21 protein-coding genes, 2 tRNA genes and 1 other annotated feature are annotated in these 22,294 nt (G+C 37.0%); of the genes, 8 read left to right on the top strand and 15 right to left on the bottom strand.

The window, feature by feature from the left end; all coding sequences use genetic code 11:
* Positions 1-42: 42 nt before the first annotated feature.
* Positions 43-258, bottom strand: a binding site (T-box leader).
* A gap of 33 nt (positions 259-291) precedes the next feature.
* The 4 genes from RV04_RS05485 to RV04_RS05470 form a co-directional block, all read right to left on the bottom strand.
* Complete coding sequence (locus RV04_RS05485; protein ID WP_071857473.1) at positions 292-927, bottom strand: redox-sensing transcriptional repressor Rex; 636 nt, start codon at positions 925-927, stop codon at positions 292-294.
* Positions 928-1,118: 191 nt separating this feature from the next.
* The gene (gene thiI / locus RV04_RS05480) at positions 1,119-2,327 is read right to left on the bottom strand and encodes a tRNA uracil 4-sulfurtransferase ThiI (protein ID WP_071857472.1); all 1,209 of its coding nucleotides are present in this window, start codon (positions 2,325-2,327) and stop codon (positions 1,119-1,121) included.
* 35 nt (positions 2,328-2,362) lie between these two features.
* Positions 2,363-3,505, bottom strand: coding sequence for a cysteine desulfurase family protein (locus RV04_RS05475; RefSeq protein WP_071857471.1), 1,143 nt, complete (start codon positions 3,503-3,505; stop codon positions 2,363-2,365).
* 140 nt (positions 3,506-3,645) lie between these two features.
* Positions 3,646-5,367 (bottom strand): septation ring formation regulator EzrA, encoded by a 1,722-nt coding sequence (locus RV04_RS05470; RefSeq protein ID WP_071857470.1) that lies wholly within the window; start codon positions 5,365-5,367, stop codon positions 3,646-3,648.
* A 317-nt stretch (positions 5,368-5,684) separates the two neighbouring features.
* On the opposite strand from RV04_RS05470, the gene RV04_RS05465 reads away from it, so the two are divergent.
* Positions 5,685-7,037, top strand: a complete 1,353-nt coding sequence (locus RV04_RS05465) for an aspartate kinase (protein WP_071857469.1) — start codon at positions 5,685-5,687, stop codon at positions 7,035-7,037.
* Positions 7,038-7,054: 17 nt separating this feature from the next.
* On the opposite strand, the gene RV04_RS05460 is transcribed toward RV04_RS05465, so the two are convergent.
* The 3 genes from RV04_RS05460 to RV04_RS05450 form a co-directional block, all read right to left on the bottom strand.
* Entirely contained in the window at positions 7,055-7,546 is a 492-nt protein-coding gene (locus tag RV04_RS05460; protein ID WP_071857692.1) for a pyrophosphohydrolase domain-containing protein, read from the bottom strand.
* Between the two features lie 61 nt (positions 7,547-7,607).
* The gene (locus tag RV04_RS05455; RefSeq protein ID WP_071857468.1) at positions 7,608-8,444 is read right to left on the bottom strand and encodes a Cof-type HAD-IIB family hydrolase; all 837 of its coding nucleotides are present in this window, start codon (positions 8,442-8,444) and stop codon (positions 7,608-7,610) included.
* A gap of 13 nt (positions 8,445-8,457) precedes the next feature.
* Complete coding sequence (locus tag RV04_RS05450) at positions 8,458-9,288, bottom strand: DUF72 domain-containing protein (RefSeq protein ID WP_071857467.1); 831 nt, start codon at positions 9,286-9,288, stop codon at positions 8,458-8,460.
* Positions 9,289-9,377: 89 nt separating this feature from the next.
* Between RV04_RS05450 and RV04_RS05445 the strand changes: the two genes are divergently transcribed.
* The gene (locus RV04_RS05445) at positions 9,378-10,352 is read left to right on the top strand and encodes an asparaginase (RefSeq protein WP_071857466.1); all 975 of its coding nucleotides are present in this window, start codon (positions 9,378-9,380) and stop codon (positions 10,350-10,352) included.
* Positions 10,353-10,389: 37 nt separating this feature from the next.
* Here the strand turns inward: RV04_RS05445 and RV04_RS05440 are convergent, their stop codons facing one another.
* The 5 genes from RV04_RS05440 to RV04_RS05420 form a co-directional block, all read right to left on the bottom strand.
* The gene (locus RV04_RS05440) at positions 10,390-11,127 is read right to left on the bottom strand and encodes an acyl-[acyl-carrier-protein] thioesterase (RefSeq protein ID WP_071857465.1); all 738 of its coding nucleotides are present in this window, start codon (positions 11,125-11,127) and stop codon (positions 10,390-10,392) included.
* Positions 11,128-11,961 (bottom strand): fructosamine kinase family protein, encoded by an 834-nt coding sequence (locus tag RV04_RS05435; RefSeq protein WP_071857464.1) that lies wholly within the window; start codon positions 11,959-11,961, stop codon positions 11,128-11,130.
* A gap of 12 nt (positions 11,962-11,973) precedes the next feature.
* Positions 11,974-12,759, bottom strand: coding sequence for a tyrosine-protein phosphatase (locus RV04_RS05430; protein ID WP_071857463.1), 786 nt, complete (start codon positions 12,757-12,759; stop codon positions 11,974-11,976).
* Positions 12,760-12,885: 126 nt separating this feature from the next.
* Entirely contained in the window at positions 12,886-14,214 is a 1,329-nt protein-coding gene (locus RV04_RS05425) for a C1 family peptidase (RefSeq protein WP_071857462.1), read from the bottom strand.
* A 239-nt stretch (positions 14,215-14,453) separates the two neighbouring features.
* Positions 14,454-14,527: transfer RNA gene (locus tag RV04_RS05420), tRNA-Asn, on the bottom strand.
* 73 nt (positions 14,528-14,600) lie between these two features.
* Between RV04_RS05420 and RV04_RS05415 the strand changes: the two genes are divergently transcribed.
* Together RV04_RS05415 and RV04_RS05410 are read left to right on the top strand one after the other, a co-directional pair.
* Positions 14,601-15,722 (top strand): serine hydrolase domain-containing protein, encoded by a 1,122-nt coding sequence (locus RV04_RS05415; RefSeq protein WP_071857461.1) that lies wholly within the window; start codon positions 14,601-14,603, stop codon positions 15,720-15,722.
* 108 nt (positions 15,723-15,830) lie between these two features.
* Positions 15,831-15,903 (top strand) — tRNA-Thr (locus RV04_RS05410).
* 190 nt (positions 15,904-16,093) lie between these two features.
* On the opposite strand, the gene kynU is transcribed toward RV04_RS05410, so the two are convergent.
* Positions 16,094-17,365, bottom strand: coding sequence for a kynureninase (gene kynU, locus RV04_RS05405; protein WP_071857460.1), 1,272 nt, complete (start codon positions 17,363-17,365; stop codon positions 16,094-16,096).
* A 147-nt stretch (positions 17,366-17,512) separates the two neighbouring features.
* On the opposite strand from kynU, the gene RV04_RS05400 reads away from it, so the two are divergent.
* Together RV04_RS05400 and apf are read left to right on the top strand one after the other, a co-directional pair.
* Complete coding sequence (locus tag RV04_RS05400; RefSeq protein WP_071857459.1) at positions 17,513-17,950, top strand: Lrp/AsnC family transcriptional regulator; 438 nt, start codon at positions 17,513-17,515, stop codon at positions 17,948-17,950.
* A 446-nt stretch (positions 17,951-18,396) separates the two neighbouring features.
* Positions 18,397-19,041 (top strand): aggregation-promoting factor, encoded by a 645-nt coding sequence (gene apf / locus RV04_RS05395; RefSeq protein WP_071857458.1) that lies wholly within the window; start codon positions 18,397-18,399, stop codon positions 19,039-19,041.
* 39 nt (positions 19,042-19,080) lie between these two features.
* Here apf and RV04_RS05390 read toward each other — a convergent pair whose 3' ends face one another.
* The gene (locus RV04_RS05390; protein ID WP_071857457.1) at positions 19,081-19,725 is read right to left on the bottom strand and encodes an HAD-IA family hydrolase; all 645 of its coding nucleotides are present in this window, start codon (positions 19,723-19,725) and stop codon (positions 19,081-19,083) included.
* A 129-nt stretch (positions 19,726-19,854) separates the two neighbouring features.
* Here RV04_RS05390 and RV04_RS05385 point away from each other — a divergent pair, with 129 nt between their 5' ends.
* Positions 19,855-20,829 carry a ring-cleaving dioxygenase gene (locus tag RV04_RS05385; RefSeq protein WP_071857456.1) on the top strand — a complete coding sequence of 325 codons (975 nt, stop codon included), beginning with the start codon at positions 19,855-19,857 and terminating at the stop codon, positions 20,827-20,829.
* 11 nt (positions 20,830-20,840) lie between these two features.
* On the top strand, positions 20,841-21,461 hold the full coding sequence (locus RV04_RS05380; RefSeq protein ID WP_071857455.1) for a flavin reductase family protein: 621 nt from the start codon (positions 20,841-20,843) through the stop codon (positions 21,459-21,461).
* A gap of 362 nt (positions 21,462-21,823) precedes the next feature.
* On the opposite strand, the gene RV04_RS05375 is transcribed toward RV04_RS05380, so the two are convergent.
* Complete coding sequence (locus tag RV04_RS05375; protein ID WP_071857454.1) at positions 21,824-22,177, bottom strand: iron-sulfur cluster biosynthesis family protein; 354 nt, start codon at positions 22,175-22,177, stop codon at positions 21,824-21,826.
* Between the last annotated feature and the right edge of the window lie 117 nt (positions 22,178-22,294).

Below are 22,294 nucleotides of genomic sequence, written 5' to 3'. Positions count from 1 at the left end.
TTCAAATGATACTCATAAAAAAAATCCTAGAACACAGTTGTGTTCTAGGACGTAAAATACGCGGTACCACCTAAATTGCAGAAACATTTTTCTGCCGCTCAATCATGGGTTAACGGTCATGCGCCGTGTATTCTTACTAACGTTCAGAATACAAAACTCCCAAGCTACCTTCCATGAGTCAAAGTGAAAATGTTCCAGCCCTGCATTTTCTCTCTAAAACTTTTTTTCTCATGTACTCCTCTTGATCATCGTATGAATCATTCTACAATGAACAGGAAAACTTGTAAAGACCTACTGTCCATCAAAATAAATCAATGTTTGTAATTCCGAAGTCAAATCAATGTAATGTACGTGAACATTTTCCGGTACAACTAATGGATCTGGCGCAAAATTCAAGATCGCTGTGATACCATTTTCTACTACCTGATCGATGGCTTGTTGAGCGTTTTGACTCGGAACAGTTGAGATAGCAACCGTGATTTTTTCTTGTTTCAAAACTTTATCCATCTCATCAATTGAATGGACTTGATAGCCACAGAGTTCGTTCCCAATCTTTAGCGGATCATTATCAAAAGCACAGACAATATTTAGATTTTCATTACGACGAAAATTATTATGCAAAAGCGCTTGCCCTAAATTCCCACAGCCAATTAAAGCAATCCGTTTCTCTTCCTTTGTATCCAGTATTTCACTAAAGACTTTGATTAAATCGCTTACATTATAGCCGTAACCACTCCGTCCCAATTCACCAAAGTTAGAGAAATCTCTTCGGATTGTTGCCGAACCAACTTGAGTCATTTTACTTAACTCTGACGATTTGATCCGGGTAACGCCATTTTTTTCTAAACCTTTTAAACAGCGTAAATATAAAGATAAGCGTTTGGTCGTCGCTTTTGATAATTTTGGTTTTTCAATGATTTTTTCCATAACTACTCTCCTTCCATTCATTAAATGTGAGTAAATTTTTAGCTAACTAACTGCATTTACAATAAAAAACAGCTCTTGTTAAATAATTCACATAATTAATTTTAACACGTCTTTTTTTAATTCGCAATCCTTCTAAATTAAAAAAAAGAATAAGATAAAAGTATTTCTACTTTTATCTTACCCTCACGTTTTTATAATAAATCAGCAAACTCTTCTGCTTTTTCTGATTGAGCAGGTTTGATTGCTTCTTGCTTTAAACCAGCTAGACAACGCGCCATCAATCCTTCAATATCCAAACGTTCTTCTAATTCTAAAACTTTTTCCAATTTAGGCCGTGTTTTCGGTTGTGGTGGTGCAAAAATAGTACAGCAATCTTCAAATGGCTGGATCGCCAATTCAAACGTATCAATCTTTTCAGCTAATTCGATGATTTCTATTTTATCCATCGTTACTACCGGGCGAATGATTGGTGTCGTCGTTACTTCATTGATTGCAACCATACTATGCAAGGTTTGAGAGGCTACTTGACCTAATGATTCACCATTGACGATAACTAATCCTTGACGCATTTCACGGATAGCATCCGTTAAACGTAACATCATCCGACGAGTCAAGGTCATCCAGTAGCCTTGGGGACTACGTTTTTTGATTTCTTCTTGGATCTCAGTAAAAGGAACTTCAATAAACTGGATTCCACCAACATAAGGGGTTAATTTTTCAGTTAGATCTTTGGCTTTTTGTAACGCTTGCTCGCTTGTATAAGGTGGACTAGCAAAATGAACTGCTTCGATTTCGACTCCACGCTTCATCGCCAAGTAACCAGCGACCGGTGAATCGATCCCACCAGAAAGCATCAACATTCCACGACCACTAGTACCGACTGGTAATCCACCCGCACCTTTGATGGTTTCATAAGAAAGATATGCATGTTCACGTCGGATTTCTACACGTAAATTGATATCGGGGTGTTTCATTTGCGCTTTGATTTCCGGCAATACATCAATCACCGCATCGCCAAGAAACTGTTGGATTCCATGACTATCCAATTCAAATGCGTGATCACTACGTTTAGCAGTAATCTTGAATGTTTCTTTTCCTGTATAGATTTCTTGCATGATTTTTTGTGTCATGGCTTTTAAGGCTTCAAGGTCTTTTTCTACTTGGATACTAGGTGAAAAGGTTTGGATTCCAAAAACTTTTTCTAATTTTGGTAAAACCAATCGACTATCTTCACCATTTAATAAAATATGCATCCGATCACGTTCAGCATGAATTTTCAAATTGGGAAATTCTGCTAAAGCGCCACGGACATTTTTTGCTAGTCGCATGATAAAGCTTCGACGATTTTTACCTTTTGTCGATAACTCACCATAACGTACCATTATCTCAGTGTATTGCACATTCATTCTCCTTAATTATGGACCGTATTTTTAAATTAATTGATTTTGGAAAACTTTTCATATAAATGATTGAACACGACCATGAATTGTTCAGCTTCAGCCATTGTATTGGCTTCATCTAAACTAACGCGAATAGCCGTCGTTGCTACTTCATGTGGGACCTTCATCGCATGTAATGTTGAGCTATCGACTTTTTTACGACTTGAACAAGCGCTTGTCGTCGAGACATAAATTTGTTTTTCTTCTAGGGCATGAACCAATACTTCGCCTCGGATCCCTTTGATCCCAAACGTTAAAATATGTGGTGCGAAGTCCTCATCACCAGAAAAAATCGTTACTTTTTCGTAACTAGCTAAAGCTTCTTTCAAATATTGACGGATCAGTCCAGTGTGATTCGGACGTTCGTCTTTCTTTTCCAAATGGATCCGCAGTGCACGACTCATCGCTACAATTGCCGGAGTATTTTCCGTGGTTGCTCGTTGTCCGCTTTCTTGTCCACCACCATTTAACAATGGCGCTAACTTACGGCCAGCTTTCCAGTAAATAAAACCAACCCCCCGAGGACCGTGGAACTTATGTGCTGAAAATGTGGCAAAATCTACTCGTGGTGTTAACCATTTTGCTTGTTCAACTTTACCGATTGCTTGAACAGCATCGACATGAAAATGGATCGTTGGATAGGCTTCTAATAACTCACTGATTGCTTCGATTGGTTGGATAGACCCGATCTCATTGTTAACACCCATAATCGAAACCAAGATTGTTTCTGGGCGAATCAATTCTGCTAGTTTATCGACTTGGACAATTCCAGCTTTGTCGACTGGTGCTAGACTGACTTCAAAGCCTAACTCTTTTAATTGCTCGGCTGTTCGGCTGACTGCTGGATGTTCAATACTCGATATGATCAAATGATTCCCATATTCACGCTTTTCAATTGCTGTTCCCTTTAAAACCCAGTTATCGCCTTCAGTTCCACCGCTCGTAAAATAAATCTCATTTTCTTTTACAGCTACTAATTCAGCAATTTGTTTACGCGCCTGCTGAAGTAAACGATTGGCCTGTGTTCCTAAGCCATGGAGGCTTGAGGGATTGCCCATCACCCGCTGACTCGTTTTTACATATGTATCAAGTGCTAACGGATAGATCGCTGTCGTTGCACTATTATCAAAATAAATCATGTTTAAACCTTCCTTCAAAAATTCTTTCCTATTATAGCGAGAAAGCTTGAACTCTTCAAGTATTCCTAACAAATAATACTTATTGCCATTGGAATGTATCCTTTTCTTTACAAATAAAAAAAGCTGAGCAACTGCTCAGCTTAAACTAAATCACGATTATTGAAATAGAAATCTTCGATACGTTTGAATGCGCCTGGTTCTACTCGTTCTAACGCCGTTCCGATTTCATCAAGGGCGTCTTGATAACGATATTCTTTATTGAATAATTCTAAACTATTTTCGATTGCTATTTTAATTTCTGGATGAGTATGACGATAACGGTTAGCATATTGCATCATTTGTTCTGTCAATGCAGCTGCATCGACTAAGTCATACGTTTTTTGATCTAATAATTCGATGTCCTCATCACATAGACTTACCAATTTATTGATGTCTTGCATATTGATCCGAATCTTATTCAATGAGTTGCTTAACTCTTCTACTCGATCTGTTGCAACAAAGAAAAATTCCAAATAATCTCCTGGCAACCCTGGCAAACGTTGTTGTTCTACGTAACGTTTCAGAGCTCGTAAGCGGAACTCATATTTTTCAATTTTTTCAGCCGCTTCTTTTTCACCTTTACGTAACTCATGAAGATCGTCATCGATCTCAACTTGTTTCGTTTCAATATCATCTAACACTTTAAATGCATCTCGGTAAAAGACTTGAACTTCTGAGTAAGGCAGTTCATGTTTGTCGATTTGAGGATTCATGTTGCGATTGCGACGTTCTAATTCTTCGATCTCTGTTTGGAAGCCACGCGCTCGACCTAACTCATTATTATTCAATGCATAACTTTGAGACGTATGATCAAGTTCTACCATTAATTGGTGATTGTTACGAGAGGCATGTGAGATGTACTCTTCGATTGTCTTGCGATTCGTCGTGACATATTTTTTTGCTTCAAATTCTTTTTCTAATGTCGCATATAACTCATCAATCAATTCAGCCGTTTCTTTATTCTCAGCTTCAACTGTACTTAATTCAATTTTTTCTAGATCCTCTAGCGAACGTTCCACATGTCGTTTGACTTTATCCAAACGTTCTTCAAAATCATCTTCCGGTAAGACAAAGTGGTCGGACATCATTTTATTGTATGTCTTCTCTAATTCATCGATTTGACTTGGAAATGTTTTTTCAAGATCTTCATAAATAACTGGTACATTCTGCATCGTTGCTTGAACTTCATAGGTATGCTTTTCTGCATCATCCAATACTTCACGGGCTTCGATTGGATCACCTGAAGTATTCAGTGTAACGAATTGCGTAAATTCGATTTCGACATTTTTAACTTGTTTTTGGATTTCCGGTAAAGCTGGGCCAAAACTGTCTTTCTTTTCTTTCAAGTCTTTTTTCAACTCTTCAAAAACATCTAATGCTTGTTGGACAGCCAATGAATTGCGTTCTTCTGTTTCACGTAATTCTTTTAGACCGGTGCGGATGCCTTCAACTTCTTCTTCCATTTCTGTCATCGTACGTTCAGCACTTTCAATCGCTGATTTTCCTTGCATGAAACGGAAGGTTTCGTTTTGACTTTCAACTTCAAAAATCTGACTTTCTAGCTCTGCGAAAGATTTCGTTGAAACATCCGTCCATTTTTGGTTCCATTCACGGAAAGTATTTTGACTTTGGCCTACAAGATGCATTTTTTTGACTTCGTCGACTTCTTCTACGACTGGAAGATCGAACAATGCTTCTTTCCTTCTATCTAGCTCTTTTAAGCGTTCTTGATTCTTTTTCTTCATCAGATAACCGACCAAGTATAGTACGGCCGCTAAAATAACTAGACCGATTACGATCCCTATGATTGCATTACTTCCCATGTATGATTTTCCTTTCGCTTGTCAAGATTCAGTTTTATTTAATGGTTCGTTTATATCAGTTTTTTGGCAAAAACATCTAACCTAGATTATAACACAAAAGACTTTGTGCTTCACTAGCTAGTTTCGAATTCCTTCGAAAAGTCCTTGCACAGCCACTCTTCATGTTAGCATTTTTTAAATCGACCTTCAATTCTATGTTGGTTTAAGAAAAATGTAATTTTTATGAAACTTTCTTTTAAAATAAGGCGAAAATCCTCTTGAAATCAGTAGGTTTTTCAGATAGTATTAGATCCACATTAAAATAAGAGGTGATTAAAGTGAAAGTGATCAAATTTGGTGGAAGCTCCGTTGCTTCGGCCGAACAAGTAAAAAAAGTCTTAGACATCGTCACTAGCGACGCCAGTCGTCGATTCGTTGTCGTTTCTGCTCCAGGAAAGCGAAACAATAAAGACAAGAAGGTCACCGACTTATTGATTAGTTTTTATCATGCCGTTGCCTATAATAAACAGACAGAAAAAATTATTCGTGAGATTGTCGCGAGATATACTGAAATCGCTGCAGCTTTTCACATAGATGAAGATATCGAAAATACCTTCACCTCAGAACTAAAGGCACTCCAAGCAAGTTATAATGACTTAGATCCTTATACACTAGATCGCTTTTTAGCCAGTGGGGAAAATTTAAATGCTCAACTGATTGCGGCTTGCTTTAAAAAAAGCGGCGTCCAAGCGCGTTACATCAATCCAAAAGAATTAGGTATCGTCGTGACGAACGAACCACAGAATGCTTTAATTTTAGAAGAGTCCTATGAAAAAATTATTCAATGGCAAGACTCAAAAGAAATTTTGATTATTCCAGGTTTTTTTGGTTACACGAAGGACGGTCAATTATGTACCTTTTCACGTGGTGGTTCTGATATCACAGGTTCGATCGTAGCAGCTGGCCTAAATGTCGACTTATATGAAAACTTTACTGATGTGGATGGTATTTATTCTGCCAGCCCTAAATTAGTCCATGAGCCGAAATTGATCGAGTATGCAACTTATCGTGAAATTCGTGAATTAACCTATGCGGGTTTTACCGTCTTTCATGATGAAGCATTGATGCCGGCCTTTAAGGCCCAGATTCCCGTGATCATTAAGAATACCAACAATCCAGATTGCCAAGGAACGTTGATCAAGAAAAACTTTACCACTGAAGTACGCAGTGATGTCGTCGGGGTTGCGAGTGCTGCAGGTTTTTGTGTTATCACGATCGCCAAATATTTACTGAATCGTGAAGTCGGAATCGTTCGTCGGATTCTTCAAATTTTAGAAGATTTCAATCTTCGCTTCGAGCATATGCCTTCTGGTATCGATGATATCTCGATTATTCTACGTGAATATCAATTAACGCGTGAAATAGAAGCAAATTTATTGCAGCAAATCGAAGAAAAGATTAAACCAGATGATCTCTCGATCGAGCATGGTCTTTCGGTCGTAGCTTTAGTTGGTGAAGGTATGCGGGAACGTCCAGGAATAACGGCAGATAGTACGGCGGCATTTGCTCGTAAAGATGTTAACTTACGGATGATCTCTCAAGGAGCGGATGAGCGCTGTATCATCTTTGCAATTCGTAGCGAACAAGAGCGGCTAGCTGTGCGCTCCCTTTATTATACGTTCTTTGATTAATCAAAAAAGGAAACGCCCTATTCGGCGTTTCCTTTTTGTCTGTTTAATTCTTTTTGAATCAAAGGTTCTGGTGCAAATTTTTTTGCCCAGTCTTCAGGTTTTAATACCTTATTGGTTACTGGATCGTAACGTGGCTTTCCACCGGGAAATAACTTTCCCATATTGGCACGATGAACAATTTCAAAAATCGGCTGCGGATCAACACCCATTAATGCAAAAGAACCATAGGTAAAATACAAAAGATCGGTCAACGCATCCACTTCAGCAGTCAAAGGATCTGCTACTGTTTCTGCTTTAGTCAAGACTTTTATTTTTGCTTGGTCCACACTTTGATGCAGCTCTTCGACATATTCCTCAAAAAGTTTTTCATCGCCTTTAGCTACGGCGTATAAAAACTCAACGATTTCTTCTGCTTTAAATCCCGCTCGAAAATTCCCTCGTTCTTGGGTAAACGCGGTTGGAACATTGGGAGGTGCTGGCGCAAACGTCTCATGAAATTCACGAGCCATTTGATACGGTTCTTGTATCAATCTGTTCCCTCTTTTCAATATAATCTACTTTTTAGATGCATCAGATAATTTCAAAATGTTTCAATGCTTGAAAAATACCATCTTTTTCATTGGTACTCGTGACATAATCAGCTTGTGCTTTGACTTCAGCTAAGCCATTGCCCATCGCCACTCCGATACCAAAATTTTTGATCATTTCGATATCGTTGTAATGATCTCCAAAGACCATCACTTCTTCTGGCTTAATATCCACGGCTTTGATGCATTCGATAATGCCGTGATATTTTGATCCATCTTTAGGAACGATATCTACCGAATAAGGGTTGGACCGTTGAAAAGAACAGTTCGGTAACAATTCTTGTAAACGCGGTGTTTCTTCTTCTGCGCTAAATAAGACACATTGATAAATCGGTTCTTGTAAGATTGATAATTTTCGATAGCGCCCTTTTTTACGTCTAGGACTAAACGATTGTAACAAACGTTTTGTGGATCTTACTGGAAACCACTTTGGCATCCAGCCTGCAACCTGTTTTAATAAAGCTTTTTGTGACCATTTCATCAATTGACTACCGTCCATTCGATTACGTCCACCAAAAATAATTTGCCGATGTTCTTCATCAGCAAAATCAACGATCTGATCTAAAATAGCCTTCGTAAAGGGGCGACAATAAATGTCTTGATTCCGTGTATAAACCAACTGTCCATTATACATTACAAAAAGATCCAAGTCTAAATGATCGATACGTTCTTTTATTTTTACGGGACCGCGCCCTGTAGCAACTCCACATAAAATTCCTTGTGCTTGAGCTGACTTGATAGCATCACGCGTGCTGTCTAAGACTTCTGAATCATTCGTAGTCAATGTCCCATCAATATCAAAAAAAATAGCTTTTATCATAAAACTCCCTCGTTTAAAATAAATCAATTTGGCTCGGATTCAATCCTTCATAATTTAATTGAAGGATTTCTTTTAATTGGAGCGCATTATCGGCTGCATCTCCGCCCGAATTATTATTAAATATGATACCAACTTCTGTTGAATTCTCTGCGACTTTTTCAATTTTCTCAGCTAAAATTTTTAATTCAGCTTGATTGTAGCGATAAAGGGTTCTTTTTTTTCGCCAATCTCCTGTTCGATCGTGCCAATACGCCTGATTACGCCCATGAAAACGAAATAAGCTAAACTGTTGATTGGTAATGGTTGTATCTAATGGTACGGTGTCTGGTAATTGTGGTTCATCTACCATCACAAGGCCAAAGCTCAATTTTTTCATCAACTGATGGGTTTTTTCCTGGAATTCTTTTGCATACCAACTATGATCACGTAATTCGATTGCTAGTGGTAACTCTTTAAATAGTTCAGCAAGTGTTTCTAAATAGGCCACGCTTGCTTTGGTACATTTAAATTGTGCGGGAAATTGTGCTAAAAAGCAAAATAATTTTTTACTTTTAATCATCGGCTCCATTACTTCTAAAAAATGATCTCTCATCGCGGTGATAGAAGGATAGTTTTCTTCCCATTTGGTTTGACCCGTGAACCCCGCGTAGAGTTTGACGACAAATTTAAAATTTGAGGGCACTTGGCTCAACCAATTCTCGACTGAATGCTTGTTGGTAATCGCATAATAATTTGTATCCAATTCTACTAACGGCAAATATCCTGCATAGTCATAAAGAGACGAGTTTTTCTTTCCGGTCAAACTGACATGTTCATTAAAAGAAGTTAATCCAATTCGAATCATAGTTTGCTAGCCCCCTTTCGTTTCATAGTATACAATAAAGACAGAATAAAATTAGCGACGATGTGCTAATAATGAATGGAGTAATACGAATGAAACGAATCTTGATTTTACATACTGGCGGTACCATCTCCATGAGCCAAGACTCTGACGGAGCCGTTCGCCCTGATAAAAAAAATCCCTTATTAGCTGCTGGACAAGAATTACGCTTACCAGCTGATATTGAATTAATCGTCGAGGATTTTTCAAATTTACCCTCTCCTCACATTACGGTGGAAATCATGTTCCAAATAAAAGAACGGATCAAACAAGCAAAAAAAGAAAATATCGATAGTGTCGTAATCACTCACGGCACGGATACATTGGAAGAAACTGCTTATTTTCTTGATATCACGATCGGTGATCTCCTACCTATCATTTTAACGGGTGCCATGCGTTCAATCAATGAATTAGGTAGTGATGGATTATATAATTTTGAATGTGCGATTCGTGTAGCTGCTTCTGAAAGCGCCATCGGCAAAGGAGTAGTGGTCGTAATGAATGATGAAGTGCATAGTGCCCGCTATGTTACCAAGACGCATACCACGAATGTCGCTACATTTAGAACTCCAACATTAGGTCCGATTGGTCTGGTCACAAAATCAAAAATTCTCTTTAAACAAGAATTGCCAAAAATCACACGCTATGATATTGATAGTTTTGCTGCTTTGATTCCGATCGTTAAAGTTTTCGCCGGTATGCAAGGTGATTTTTTCCGCTTACTAGATCAAGGGATCACTGTAGACGGGATGGTGGTCGAAGCTTTGGGCGCTGGAAATCTCCCTCCTCAAACTCTGCCTGCTTTTTATCATCTATTAGATAAAGGCTTGCCGATCGTTTTAGTTTCTCGTTGTTTCAATGGTATTGCTGAACCTGTTTATGATTATCATGGCGGTGGTGTTGAACTGGCTCAACATGGAGTGATTTTTTGTAACGGAATCAACAGCCAAAAAGCACGCATCAAATTATTGATTGCGTTAAATGCCCGTCTATCAAAAACAGAATTAAAACGCTTTTTAGAAGAATAAGTTCCGACAGAAAAAGAAGCTAAATCCTAAAATGGATTTAGCTTCTTTTCTTCCATGAAATATTCGCTTCACACGCTAGTTGATCTCCTAAGCGAATTTCATGGCAACTAACAGTTTGATCAGCTGCTGTAATTTCATAAAAACTTTGGATATCATTGCCGTATAATACTTCTTTATCAAACTTAACATTGACGTAAGTCGGCTCATGTTGCGCCATAAAATCATAACCTAAGACGTCGATGATCCAATTGAAATACATGGCATTGTTGACATGATGATTACTGTCCAGATCATAGTAACGCACATGGTACAATTGATGTTCTTCGCCGGAAACTTTTTCGATTTTTGGCCAACGTTTGATTTTCTTCACTTGTGAAGATTCAAAAGGAGCCATCAGATCTGCATCGACGCTACTCATTTTACGATTTTCAATATCCATCAAGACAAAGGACATGGTGATTTTTACTAATTCATCACCGGTTTCAGAGTAAACGATATAATCCCGATAACAGAAAAACCGATTGAATTCAGTTGGATCAGTCGTGATTTTTATCATTTCCCCAACTTGTGGTAAACGATTGATCGCAACTTCGGTTTGAGTGATCACCCAAGTAACCCCTAATGTATTGATATAGTCCGTTCCACGGTTCAACTCATCACTTTGATCCGAAGATGCTTTGATTGCCACACTCAACAATGCTGGAAATGTCATATTTTGATTGATGTCGCATTGATAATAAGTTACTTCATGTTCAATTGTGTATCTCTTTCCCAATTACTTTCCTCCTAAAGCTAACACTCGATCTACTGATTCACCATAACTTTCACCAAAAATGTTCAGGTGAACGAGCAGATAATATAATTGATAAATCGCGATTCGGTCTTGCCAGCCTTCACGCATCGGCATGATTTCTTGATAACTTACGATAAATTCTTGACGAAATCCGCCGAATAGTTGAGACATCGCTAGATCCATCTCCCGATGGCCAAAGGATACTGCCGGATCGACAAATACTGGTTGCCCTTGCGTATCAAAAAAAGTATTACCACTCCAAAAATCACCGTGCAGTAAAGTTGGCACTACTGACATTGTACCCCATTTTTGATAAACCCACTCTTTAAATAACTGATAATTTTTTTCGCGTTCTTCTGTCCAATGATTACGCTCATTGGCGATTCGAATCTGCACCTCTAAACGATGGCTAAAATAGAAATCCCACCAATTTTTTTCTCGTGTATTGATCTGTGGCAATAACCCCATAAAATTATTTTTCTTATAACCAAACTTGATCGCATTGATTTGATGAATCTTACTTAATTCCTGGGCTAGATCCTTTTGGTCTCCTTCACCAGGTTCAATCCATTCCAGTAATAAAAAAGCATTTTCTTTAAAACTCCCATGCTGATATACTTTGGGCACTCGCACAGCATTGCTCAACTCACTCAAACCATCTACTTCTGCGGTAAAAAAGTCCCCAGACATTTGTGGGTGATATTTTAAAAAATAATTTTGCTGACCATCGGTTACACGATAAGTTTGATTGATATCGCCACCGGTGACTGGGATGATTTTGGCTTGTAATTGTAAAAACTCTAACAAATCATTCATTTCGTCAGCTCCCTACATTAAATAAATTTTTTGCAAATCTTTGATTTCTTGCGAAGAGACACCGATTCCATCATTGATAAATTGATCAATCGTTCCATAATTTTTTTTGATTTCATCAAAACTTGTTTGCATATATTCTGCTTTCGCCAACATCATATCTTCGATCCCATGTAACGCGTTTGCTGGAACACCTACTTGTTCCGCCTTTTGATACATTTCTTGAACTACTTTCTTCAAATAACGGTTGGTCGCTAAATAGTCTTGCATGATTGTTTCTTGCGGTACCTTCAGTGTACTTAGTAACAACATTGCACCAAATCCTGTTCGATCTTTCCCAGCTGTACAATGAAACAATAAACTTTGCTCAGGCGCGGGATTAGCTAGAACTAAATCAAAAAATTTACGGTATTGTCCACGGACATGAGCATCAGTCACAAAATGCGTATACACTTCAATCATCTGTTGTGTTGCTTGGATGCCAGCTTGCATCCGCTCCAACATTTTTTTGGGTGAAGCTGAAGCGGTGTCTGTTTCTTCAATCGGAAAAATAGGCAAGAAGATATTCTCAGCCGTCGGAATCGTTTTATCCGGCTGACTTTCACGCTCTTCTAAAGAACGAAAATCGACCACTTGCTTGATCCCGTAATCTTGCAAATACAATTGGTCTTTTTCATCAATATGATTGATACTAGCAGATCGAATCAATTTTCGCGATGCGACTTTACGGCCATCCAATGTTTCATACCCACCTAATTCACGCATATTTTCTGCATGTTGAACTGCTAATCGTTTCGACACTCAAATCAGCCTCCTTTTTTTAAAAGTATAGCATAGCCGCTCAGAAAACGCTTTTCTCACTATAGTTAATGATCGAAATAAAAAAGGCCTAAAACAATGAGTGTTTTAGGTCTTTCCTCTTTATTGTTATGCAAGTGCACCCATTGGATCCCAAGGTGCTAAGACAGTTGGTGTCGCTTCAAAGGCAGCTAATTGGTCTGGTGAAAGGAATTCTTTACGAACAACAATTTGGTACGTGTATTCGTCCATCCATTCATCGCTCATTACGAAGAAACCTTTTTCACCAACTTTTTCTCCCCAACTATTTTCGACTTTCCATTTTTTCGCTTGATCATCGATCATATCAACACCGGTTAAAACCATTGCATGCGTCATCAAACTTTCACCATAATCAAGACGTTCTGCTTTTGTCATCGTTAAGTCGACATCGAATAAATCTTCAATATCATATGCATTCAATGCCATGATACCACTGTCACGTGTAGATGATTGACCAACATCACAACCAAACCAAACAGATTCTCCTTCTTCTAGTTGTTTGACTGCTAAAGCTTTGAAATCTTCCATTTCAAGGTTCAGATACTTTACTTGTTTGCCATCAACAACATTGCCTAACATGTCAACAGTGTAAGACTTCATAAAAGGTTTATCTTCCGTTGGTGCATTGATAATACTTACATAATCATCCAAATTGACACCTATATATTGATCATAAAATGATTGCGGTGTTAAGCCTTGATCCAGATGATAATTCTTTTCATCGTCACGGTATTCAAAATCAAACACTTCAGGCGGTGTACCTAATGAGATCGCCAACAAATTATAGACTTCTTGCAACATCGCTTCTCGATTTGCTTGGATTTCTTCATTAGAAGCTTTTTCTGCCACCATTTGACGCAATAGTGTTGCGTGTTTACGCAACAATTTATTTAAGTAATTATTCAAATCACGTGAATTAGAACTATTGCTGCTTTCAGGCATCACACTTTTTGGTACGACACCATATTTTTGAAATAATGAAACGATCATATCCCATTGGCCGCCATCTTGTTGGGGTGTTTGCAATAAGAATGTAACTTCACGACTAGTCGTTGGTTGTTCAGCTGTATTTAAAATATTTTCATAGAAATAATTTGCTTTTTCGTATTTATCCCAAAAGAAGGTGTAATTTTGAGAAAGTTCGAAATCTTTTAATTGAAACGACGTCAATAATTTATGACGGAAGGTATTCAATGCTGCAAACATCCAGCAACGCCCCGATTGTTTTTGGTTCGCTACTTTTCCAGTTGCTAGATCGATCGAAAAGACCGGTGCATTTTCAATTTGGGCTTGAACATTTTCTGCAGAGGTACGGATACCATTTTTCACAACGCCTCGTTGCACTGCGACTTGTTTTGAATTTTTTTCGAAAGCTTCACGAAAAGCTTTGGTTCGTTCATTTTTGATTTTTGACATAAAAAAAACGCCTCCTTGTTCCACATTCTACGCTTAAACGGGCAAAGAGACAATTGATTTACAACTTTAGCTTTCGATGGTTAGTTGATTTATTTATCGCCAGTGCTAAGCTTTATCCAGGCATCAAGGTAAGCGAACTGATTCTATTGTATAATTTCTTGTATCCATACAATTTTTTCATGAAAAATTCATATTTAAAGTGTAAAAAAAGATGTGATCAACTGATCACATCTTTTAAACTCCGGCAGTAGGACTCGAACCTACGACATCATGATTAACAGTCATGCGCTACTACCAACTGAGCTATGCCGGAAGAATACTTTTTAATAATAGCAATTTTTTATTTAAGTTGCAATCCTAAATTTAAAAAATCAGGAGAATTTTTTATGTCTAAAAATCGGTACCGCCATCACAAAAATAATAAACTTAAAAAGTACTATTGGGGAGGATTTTTTAGCTTATTACTGGGAATTTTCTTAGTCGTTTATCTTCATCACCCCCAAAATATGACAAAACCAATAACTGACGCTAGCTTATCCAACACGATTGAACCAAAAGATAAAGTATCAGCTTCCATTGAACAAACACTCGTTGAGAAAAATTTTAGTGGAACAGCATTAGTATTTAAGGATGGGAAAATTATTTTAAATAAAGCCTATGGTTGGCAAGATCAAGGAAAAAAAATTAAAAATAGTCTTTCTACTCAATATTGCATTGGTTCTGTTCAAAAAGGCCAAACAGCTTACTTGATCATGCAAGCAATCAAAGCCGGAAAATTGTCTTTTACTCAAAAACTAAGTGATTTTTATCCCGAAATCCCAAACAGTGAAAATATTTCAATCAAAGATATGTTAAACATGAGCTCAGGCCTAAGAATCAATGAAAAGAAAGTCGAAGCGTTAAATACGACCGATACTAAAAAAATATTAGCTGAAACCGTCCGTTCAGCGACAGTTGCCCCGACCACTAATTACTCTTACCAACCCGTCAACTATGTTTTATTGGCTGGTGTACTAGAACAACTCTATCAAACAAATTATCAAAAACTTTATCAAAAGAATATCATTGAAGCATTCGGTTTAAAAGAAACTAGTTTCTATTCTGTTAAAAATAGTCAACAAGCCCTTTCTTATAATTCGTCCACAGCTGGTTTAGTTTACGCTTCAACTAGCGCTTCTTCTTATGCAGATGAACTAGGAACTGGAAATATCTTTATGTCAGCGGAAGATTTATATCATTACTACCAATCGTTGTTTGATGAAATACATTTAACCACTAGTGAACGAACACAACTCTGGGCTCCTTATACTGGAGAAACATATGCAAGTGGTATCTATAATCAAAAAAATAAGTACTATAGTCATGGTGTGAAGGCGCGCTTCGAGACATTTGTTAATTTTTCTAAAGATGGAAAAGACGGGATTATCTTACTTTCAAATGTTCGGAGTCAAAAAAATAATTACAGTAGTCTTTCCGATCAGCTCTATAAGAAAGTTGTTGCTCAATGAGTGACGACTTTTTTTAGAGTTATTTATATTTATGAGTACTTATTTTTTTGTAAGCAGTTGACAAATACGGAACACTTCGATATCCTATATCTTGTATTAAATAACTATGCCGCCTTAGCTCAGCTGGTAGAGCACCACCATGGTAAGGTGGGGGTCGTCGGTTCAAATCCGACAGGTGGCTTATTTTTTATAACGAAAAACTTGTCTGATCAAGCTTTTATTGTAAGAGTTTGTGTTTGGCAGAAGCGCCCCTTTTTTAGTTGGAAAATCGAAGGGCTCTTTTTATAATCAAACCCCTCATAACATTATAAAAAGTAAAAAAACTCAGCCTTATATATAGGCTGAGTTTTTTTGCTTACTATATAGCGCGATCACACAACTGCTGACCGAATAGCGCTGTATTTCTCATAGTTTTTTTCCTGAATGATCTTTGCTAAGACTTCCACAACTTGATAGATTTCTTCATATGATGTATAGAGTGCTATCGGTGCTAAGCGAATAACATTCGGTTCCCTAAAATCCGGGATGACGCCTAAGTCTCGTAGCGCGGCCGCAATACGATAAGCTTCTTGGTGTTGGAGACAAACATGTCCCCCACGAACACTGTCTTCTCGTTTATTTCCATAGCTATAACCATAATGTGTCAATTTTTCATCGATCAAGTACATCAAATACGCCGTTTTTTCTAATGAAACAGCTCGAATTTTTTTCATTCCAACCTCTTCAAATATTTTAAGCGAACCTTCTAAAGTTGCCATTGAAAAAATAGCTGGTGAACCACTTTGCCATCCGCTCGCATCTTCTTGATGTTCAAATGTTTGCTTTAATTGAAATTGCGTTGTATTTCGATTGCCAAACCAGCCAGCTAAACCAGGAGTATGACCAAAATGTTGCTTATTTATATATAAGCCTGCTGTTGATCCTAAGCCACCGTTTAAATATTTATACGTACACCAGACCGCAAAATCTGGTTGAATCGCTTGAAAATCTATTTCCACTGCGCCGATAGCATGACACAAATCAAAACCAATAATGATCCCTCGCTCATGAGCCGCTTTAGCCAAACGTTTCATATCGATAAGTTGTGCACTTCGGTACAAGACCGCAGGTAATAAGACCAACGCCACATCTTCTGTCATAGCTTCAATCATTGCTTGTTCATCAATGAATTCACCATCTGGACTTTTCGCAACTTTTACTGCATCAGATACTTGGTATCCCTTTAAAGTTACGATACTGTCTACTGCATATCGATCGGTTGGAAAATTTAAATCATCGACTAAAATTTTATACCGTTCATTAGTGGGTTGATAAAAGGTCGCTAACGCTGAATGGATATTGGACGTCGTGCTTCCGGTAACCACAACTTCATCAGGCAGTGCATTGATTAGCGGAGACATCATTTTACCAAGCTTTTCCCCATAGAGATACAGATCATTCCAAGCACGTACGCCTTCTTTTTTCCAACGTTCAATCATTGCTTCTAATTCTATCACAGCAGCTTTCGAAGCTAACCCTAGTGAATTACCATCCATATAGATTTCTCCCGGTTGAAGATAAAAAGCTTCACGATATTTATGTAATTCATCTTGTTGATCCAATTTTTTCGCAAACGCTAAATCATTTTTAAAGCTCCGTTCCATTCTAATTTCCTCCACTTCTTTGATTGCTTATATTATAGAAGAAACACGTCTATTTAAAATATAGCGAAAATGAGTTTCTTTCCCCTGATTTTTCGATTAAACTAGTTTTATCACCTAATTTTTTTAACAAAATTAAAGGAGCCTTTTATGATTGATCAAACAGACTTAGCGATTCTCAAAGCATTAAGCAAGGATAGCCGTATCAAAATCAAAGCTCTTTCTAAAGAAGTCGCTCTTTCAGAACCTAGTGTAAAAAATCGAATTGAGAAAATGATCGACAATGGCATCATCACTTCTTTTTCAATTGAGATAGACTATAGTAAATTAGGATATACCATTCCTTTATTTATTCAAATCAGCGACCTAACGATTACAAATACCCACTTTTTAAAAATAGTAGAGCAACTACCTGAAATTACCTCCATAGCCTCTGTGACTGGTGAAGTAAACTATATTCTCAAAGCACAAGTTCAATCCATCAAGGATACCGAAGATCTGCTAGCAACTTTGATGCAGTATGGAAAAGTCGCGACGTCAATTGTCTTAGAAGAGAAAAATAATGGTACGTTAATCGATAAGCTATAAAAAAATTCCTATCTGTCATTAGATAGGAATTTTTTTTTAGGGCTTACCCTTTATTTCTAGTACGTTTCAATATGCTTGATTAGCTAAAAATAATCGTTGTTTACCTTTTCTTAAGAAGTAATGTCCGATTAACTTATTATCTCCAAGATAAAATTAGCAAAATTATTACATTCAGATTGCAACATTGCAGTTACGCTAAACGTTTTCAATAAATTCATTGGCCAAATTCCTCTTACCAAGCCTGTTATACCTTGCTTTTAAGGAAGTCATAATAGACTTTAAGTATTTCAAAAGGCCCATTTTGACGTAGTTTTGTTACATTCTTACATTACACTGTAACGTCTTGTTACTCGTTTATAACCCATGACATGTCAATCGATGGTAAAGTATATCTCGTAGTCGAAATGACTGATTTAAATTTTAAAACTTTTGGAGGAATTTACATAATGAAATTTGGAAAAACTCTTGTACTTACAGCGTTACTTACAGCCGGTGCTGCTTTTGGATTAGGAACAAACGATGCACACGCAGCTGAAAACTACATCGTTAAATCTGGTGACACTTTATCAAAAATCTCAATCAAATTTGCTGGCGATAACAGCTTAGTTAATTCAATCGCTAAAGACAATAGCATCTCAAACGTTAACATGATTTTTGAAGGCGAAAACTTAACAATCAATACAGATGCTAAAGGAAATACTACTGTAACGCCTGTTCAGACTACTCAAGCAACTACACAACAAACTGCTCCAGTGGCTACTACTTCTACAGCTACTACGCAAGAAACTACGCCAACTGAACAAGCAACAGCTACTTCTACAGCTGCTACTACTTCTACAGCAACAACTACAGCTGCTACTACTTCTACTAGTACAAACGCTGCAAAAGAATGGATTGCGCAAAAAGAATCTAGCGGTTCTTATACAGCTACAAACGGCCAATACATCGGCCGCTACCAATTATCTGCTTCATATTTAAATGGTGACTACTCTGAAGCAAACCAAGAACGTGTTGCTGATCAATATGTAACTTCTCGTTATGGTTCATGGGAAGGTGCTCAAGCTTTCTGGCAAGCAAACGGCTGGTACTAAGTCGAATATAGTTTAAAAGCCCTCAATTGAGGGCTTTTTTTATTTAATTAATTTTCTAATTGCATCAGTCAATTCATCCACCGACTCGACAACTATATCTGCTTTAGCATTTACCAATTCTTGTTGGCTGCCAAAACCATAAAGAACACCAATACTCGATAGTTCATTTGCTTTAGCACCTAAAATATCAAATTTCCGATCACCAACCATTACGGCTTCCTTTGTATTGAGTTTATTTAAGGCATACGCAATCACATCTGCTTTTTTAGAGCGTCGCCCAGCCAAATCAGCTCCAAAAATCCCTGTAAAATAGTGGGTTAAACCGATTTGTTCTACTATTTGTTTTGCGTAAATCTCCGGTTTGGAGGTTGCTATAGCTAAAAGATAGTTAGAAGACAAATCATTCAGCAGATTTTCAATACCTGGATAAACAGCTAATCGATGAATTCCTCTTTCGGCAAAATACTCACGATATACCTTCTCAGCTATTTCTACTTCTGTATTATCCATTCCGTAAATAGTAGATAATGAGTCTCGTAATGGTGGACCTATAAAACTAGCTAAAATAGTATCATCTGGAATCTTTAACGATAACTTATTCATCATATAACTTAAACTTGCTAAAATCCCCTCACTTGAATCGGTCAATGTTCCATCTAAATCAAATAAAACAAGTCTTTTCATTGTACCCCTCCTCGTTCTATCCTACTTACTTTTAACTCTTTTTTTAATAAGACAATATTATTGCTAAATAGTTCACTTTCAAATATACTTACTTTTAGTAAGATTATTTGATTATTGGAGGAATTTATAATGAATACACAAATCCGTGGTTTACACCATGTTACCGCTATGACTTCTAGTGCTGAGAAAAATTATCGCTTCTTTACTGATATTTTAGGCTTACGTATGATAAAAAAAACCGTTAACCAAGATGATATCGAAACGTATCATTTATACTTTACAGATGATACTGGAGCACCTGGTACAGATATGACCTTCTTTGACTTCCCAAATATTCCCAAAGGAACAAAAGGAACTAACAGTATCTCTAGAACAGGTTTTAGAGTTCCCACTGACAAATCCCTTGAATACTGGAAACAACGATTCACGGATTTAAATATTGCTCACAGTGAAATCAAAGAACGATTCGGAAAAAAATATTTAGAATTCCATGATTATGATGATCAATTATTCCAATTAGTTTCTGATGAAAAAAATCAAGGAGTAGCTGGCGGAACACCTTGGAAAAATTCAAATGTCCCTGCAGAACATGCTATCTTCGGTTTGGGGCCAACGATTGTGACAGTTGCCAAATTTGAACACTTAAAATTAGTTTTAGAAAATCTTCTAGGTTTTAAAGAAACAGCTTATGAAGGTTCATTCCATCAATTTGAAGTAGCTGAAGGTGGGAATGGAGCTACTATTATCGTTGATGACCAACCAACAATGATCCCAGCCCAAGAAGGCTATGGAAATGTGCATCATTTAGCATTGCGTGTTTCCGATGAAGAAGCTTTAAGAGACTGGATTGAAAAAATCAATGCCTTAGAATTTCCAAGTTCTGGTTTTGTGGATCGCTTCTATTTCCAATCAGAATATTTTCTAGCTGCGCCGAACGTTCTTTTTGAATTAGCTACAGATGGTCCTGGATTCTTGGAAGATGAAACATATGAACATGCCGGAGAAATTTTATCCCTACCTCCACATTTGCAAGCAAAACGACAAGAAATTGAAGAATATGTTCGACCATTTGATACCTCTGATGCAAATAGAAAACGCAATTAAGGAGAACTCGTATGTATTTCTATTCCGCTAATAAACTAACAGCAAAACAAAATTATAAATTTTTGACTGGTAGTATTATCCCTAGACCTATCGCATGGATCACTACAATGAACAAACAAACTAAGCTAGTCAATGCTGCGCCATTCAGCTATTTCAATATCGTAGCAAAAGAACCACCATTGACCAGTCTATCGATCAATCGCAAAGATAACAAAATGAAAGATACCGCTAAAAATTTATTATTGCAACATGAAGGTGTAATTCATCTGGTAAATGACGCTGTATTAAAACTAATGAATCAAACAGCAGCATCACTTCCAAGTGATACCAGCGAATTAGATGGTCTTAATATTACACTTGTTGATAGCCAATCAATTGAAGTTCCAGCTATCAAAGAAGCACCTATCCGTTATGAAGTAAAACTACATCAACATATTGAAATAAGAGATCACGAGCAAATTACCATTAGTGATTTATTCATTTTAGAAGTTCTAAACTACTATTTTAGTGAAGAATTATTTAATGTCGAAAAAGAATATATTGATCCGTTAACATTTGATCCCATCTCTCGCCTAGCCGGAAATAGTTATAGCCATCTCGATAAAATTTTAGATATTAAAAGACCAGATTAAACAGATATCTAATTTTTAGGATCGGTAGAAACAAACTATCGGTCCTTTTTTACAAAAAAATAAATAGACATATAAAAATCTCAATTTGAAAGAGAATTTTTATATGTCTATTATTTATTTTATTAAAGCACTCTTAGTATTAAAAAAGAGCAAACTCCCTCGTTGAAAAGCCCCTAAATATGGCTTCGTGGTATCTAACTATTAAAACTTGAAACTCTTTCACTTGATTATTTACTTAGATAACACTTAATCAGCAAAAAAGCATCAAAGTTCTCACTAACTTTGATGCTATAGACCCCCATTTTTTTAAAACCATTTAAAAATCAGAGGTTCATTTTTATTATTTTAATGAAAAATAATCCTTAATTCTTTGTTTTCCGTAAATCGATAATTTGAACATTACCATCAATCAAACCACTTGGACCTTTTAATTTTATTAATGACATTCTAGAATCAAAGACTAGAGACATCTCGTTTTCTAAATACAATTTAGAATGGTCTTTCACAGCAATTGGACCTAACTCGCTGCCCACATCATACATATAATCGGAATGGTCTTGATTTCTATTTAAAACTAACAAGCGGAAACTAATGTCCAAAGAACAACTACCCACTTTAGTATATCTTCCGACACCATCATCCAAATCTAAAACAAGTCGGTCATCTTTATAATTTGAAAGACGCTCTACTAGCTCTTTATCAATCTCTATATACATAAATATCATCACCTCAATAAAATCATAGCATGCTTTTGCATATTAAGATTACTATTATGCTCAAAAAAAGACAACCATCACTGGTTGTCTTAAAAAACTCCGGCAGTAGGACTCGAA

This window comes from Enterococcus hermanniensis (assembly GCF_001885945.1).
In the GTDB taxonomy this organism is placed as follows: Bacteria; Bacillota; Bacilli; order Lactobacillales; family Enterococcaceae; genus Enterococcus_A; species Enterococcus_A hermanniensis.
This window is presented reverse-complemented; position numbering and strand designations above follow the sequence as displayed.

What these genes read in the sequence shown, in the direction of transcription:
- RV04_RS05390 (WP_071857457.1), bottom strand. Translation starts at nt 19,725, where the DNA reads ATGAAAAGACTTGTTTTATTTGATTTAGATGGAACATTGACCGATTCA.
- RV04_RS05450 (WP_071857467.1), bottom strand. Translation starts at nt 9,288, where the DNA reads ATGATTCGAATTGGATTAACTTCTTTTAATGAACATGTCAGTTTGACC.
- RV04_RS05435 (WP_071857464.1), bottom strand. Translation starts at nt 11,961, where the DNA reads ATGAATGATTTGTTAGAGTTTTTACAATTACAAGCCAAAATCATCCCA.
- RV04_RS05400 (WP_071857459.1), top strand. Translation starts at nt 17,513, where the DNA reads ATGATTGATCAAACAGACTTAGCGATTCTCAAAGCATTAAGCAAGGAT.
- apf (WP_071857458.1), top strand. Translation starts at nt 18,397, where the DNA reads ATGAAATTTGGAAAAACTCTTGTACTTACAGCGTTACTTACAGCCGGT.
- RV04_RS05380 (WP_071857455.1), top strand. Translation starts at nt 20,841, where the DNA reads ATGTATTTCTATTCCGCTAATAAACTAACAGCAAAACAAAATTATAAA.
- RV04_RS05460 (WP_071857692.1), bottom strand. Translation starts at nt 7,546, where the DNA reads ATGGCTCGTGAATTTCATGAGACGTTTGCGCCAGCACCTCCCAATGTT.
- RV04_RS05445 (WP_071857466.1), top strand. Translation starts at nt 9,378, where the DNA reads ATGAAACGAATCTTGATTTTACATACTGGCGGTACCATCTCCATGAGC.
- kynU (WP_071857460.1), bottom strand. Translation starts at nt 17,365, where the DNA reads ATGGAACGGAGCTTTAAAAATGATTTAGCGTTTGCGAAAAAATTGGAT.
- RV04_RS05485 (WP_071857473.1), bottom strand. Translation starts at nt 927, where the DNA reads ATGGAAAAAATCATTGAAAAACCAAAATTATCAAAAGCGACGACCAAA.
- RV04_RS05415 (WP_071857461.1), top strand. Translation starts at nt 14,601, where the DNA reads ATGTCTAAAAATCGGTACCGCCATCACAAAAATAATAAACTTAAAAAG.
- RV04_RS05470 (WP_071857470.1), bottom strand. Translation starts at nt 5,367, where the DNA reads ATGGGAAGTAATGCAATCATAGGGATCGTAATCGGTCTAGTTATTTTA.
- RV04_RS05425 (WP_071857462.1), bottom strand. Translation starts at nt 14,214, where the DNA reads ATGTCAAAAATCAAAAATGAACGAACCAAAGCTTTTCGTGAAGCTTTC.
- RV04_RS05385 (WP_071857456.1), top strand. Translation starts at nt 19,855, where the DNA reads ATGAATACACAAATCCGTGGTTTACACCATGTTACCGCTATGACTTCT.
- RV04_RS05455 (WP_071857468.1), bottom strand. Translation starts at nt 8,444, where the DNA reads ATGATAAAAGCTATTTTTTTTGATATTGATGGGACATTGACTACGAAT.
- RV04_RS05375 (WP_071857454.1), bottom strand. Translation starts at nt 22,177, where the DNA reads ATGTATATAGAGATTGATAAAGAGCTAGTAGAGCGTCTTTCAAATTAT.
- RV04_RS05475 (WP_071857471.1), bottom strand. Translation starts at nt 3,505, where the DNA reads ATGATTTATTTTGATAATAGTGCAACGACAGCGATCTATCCGTTAGCA.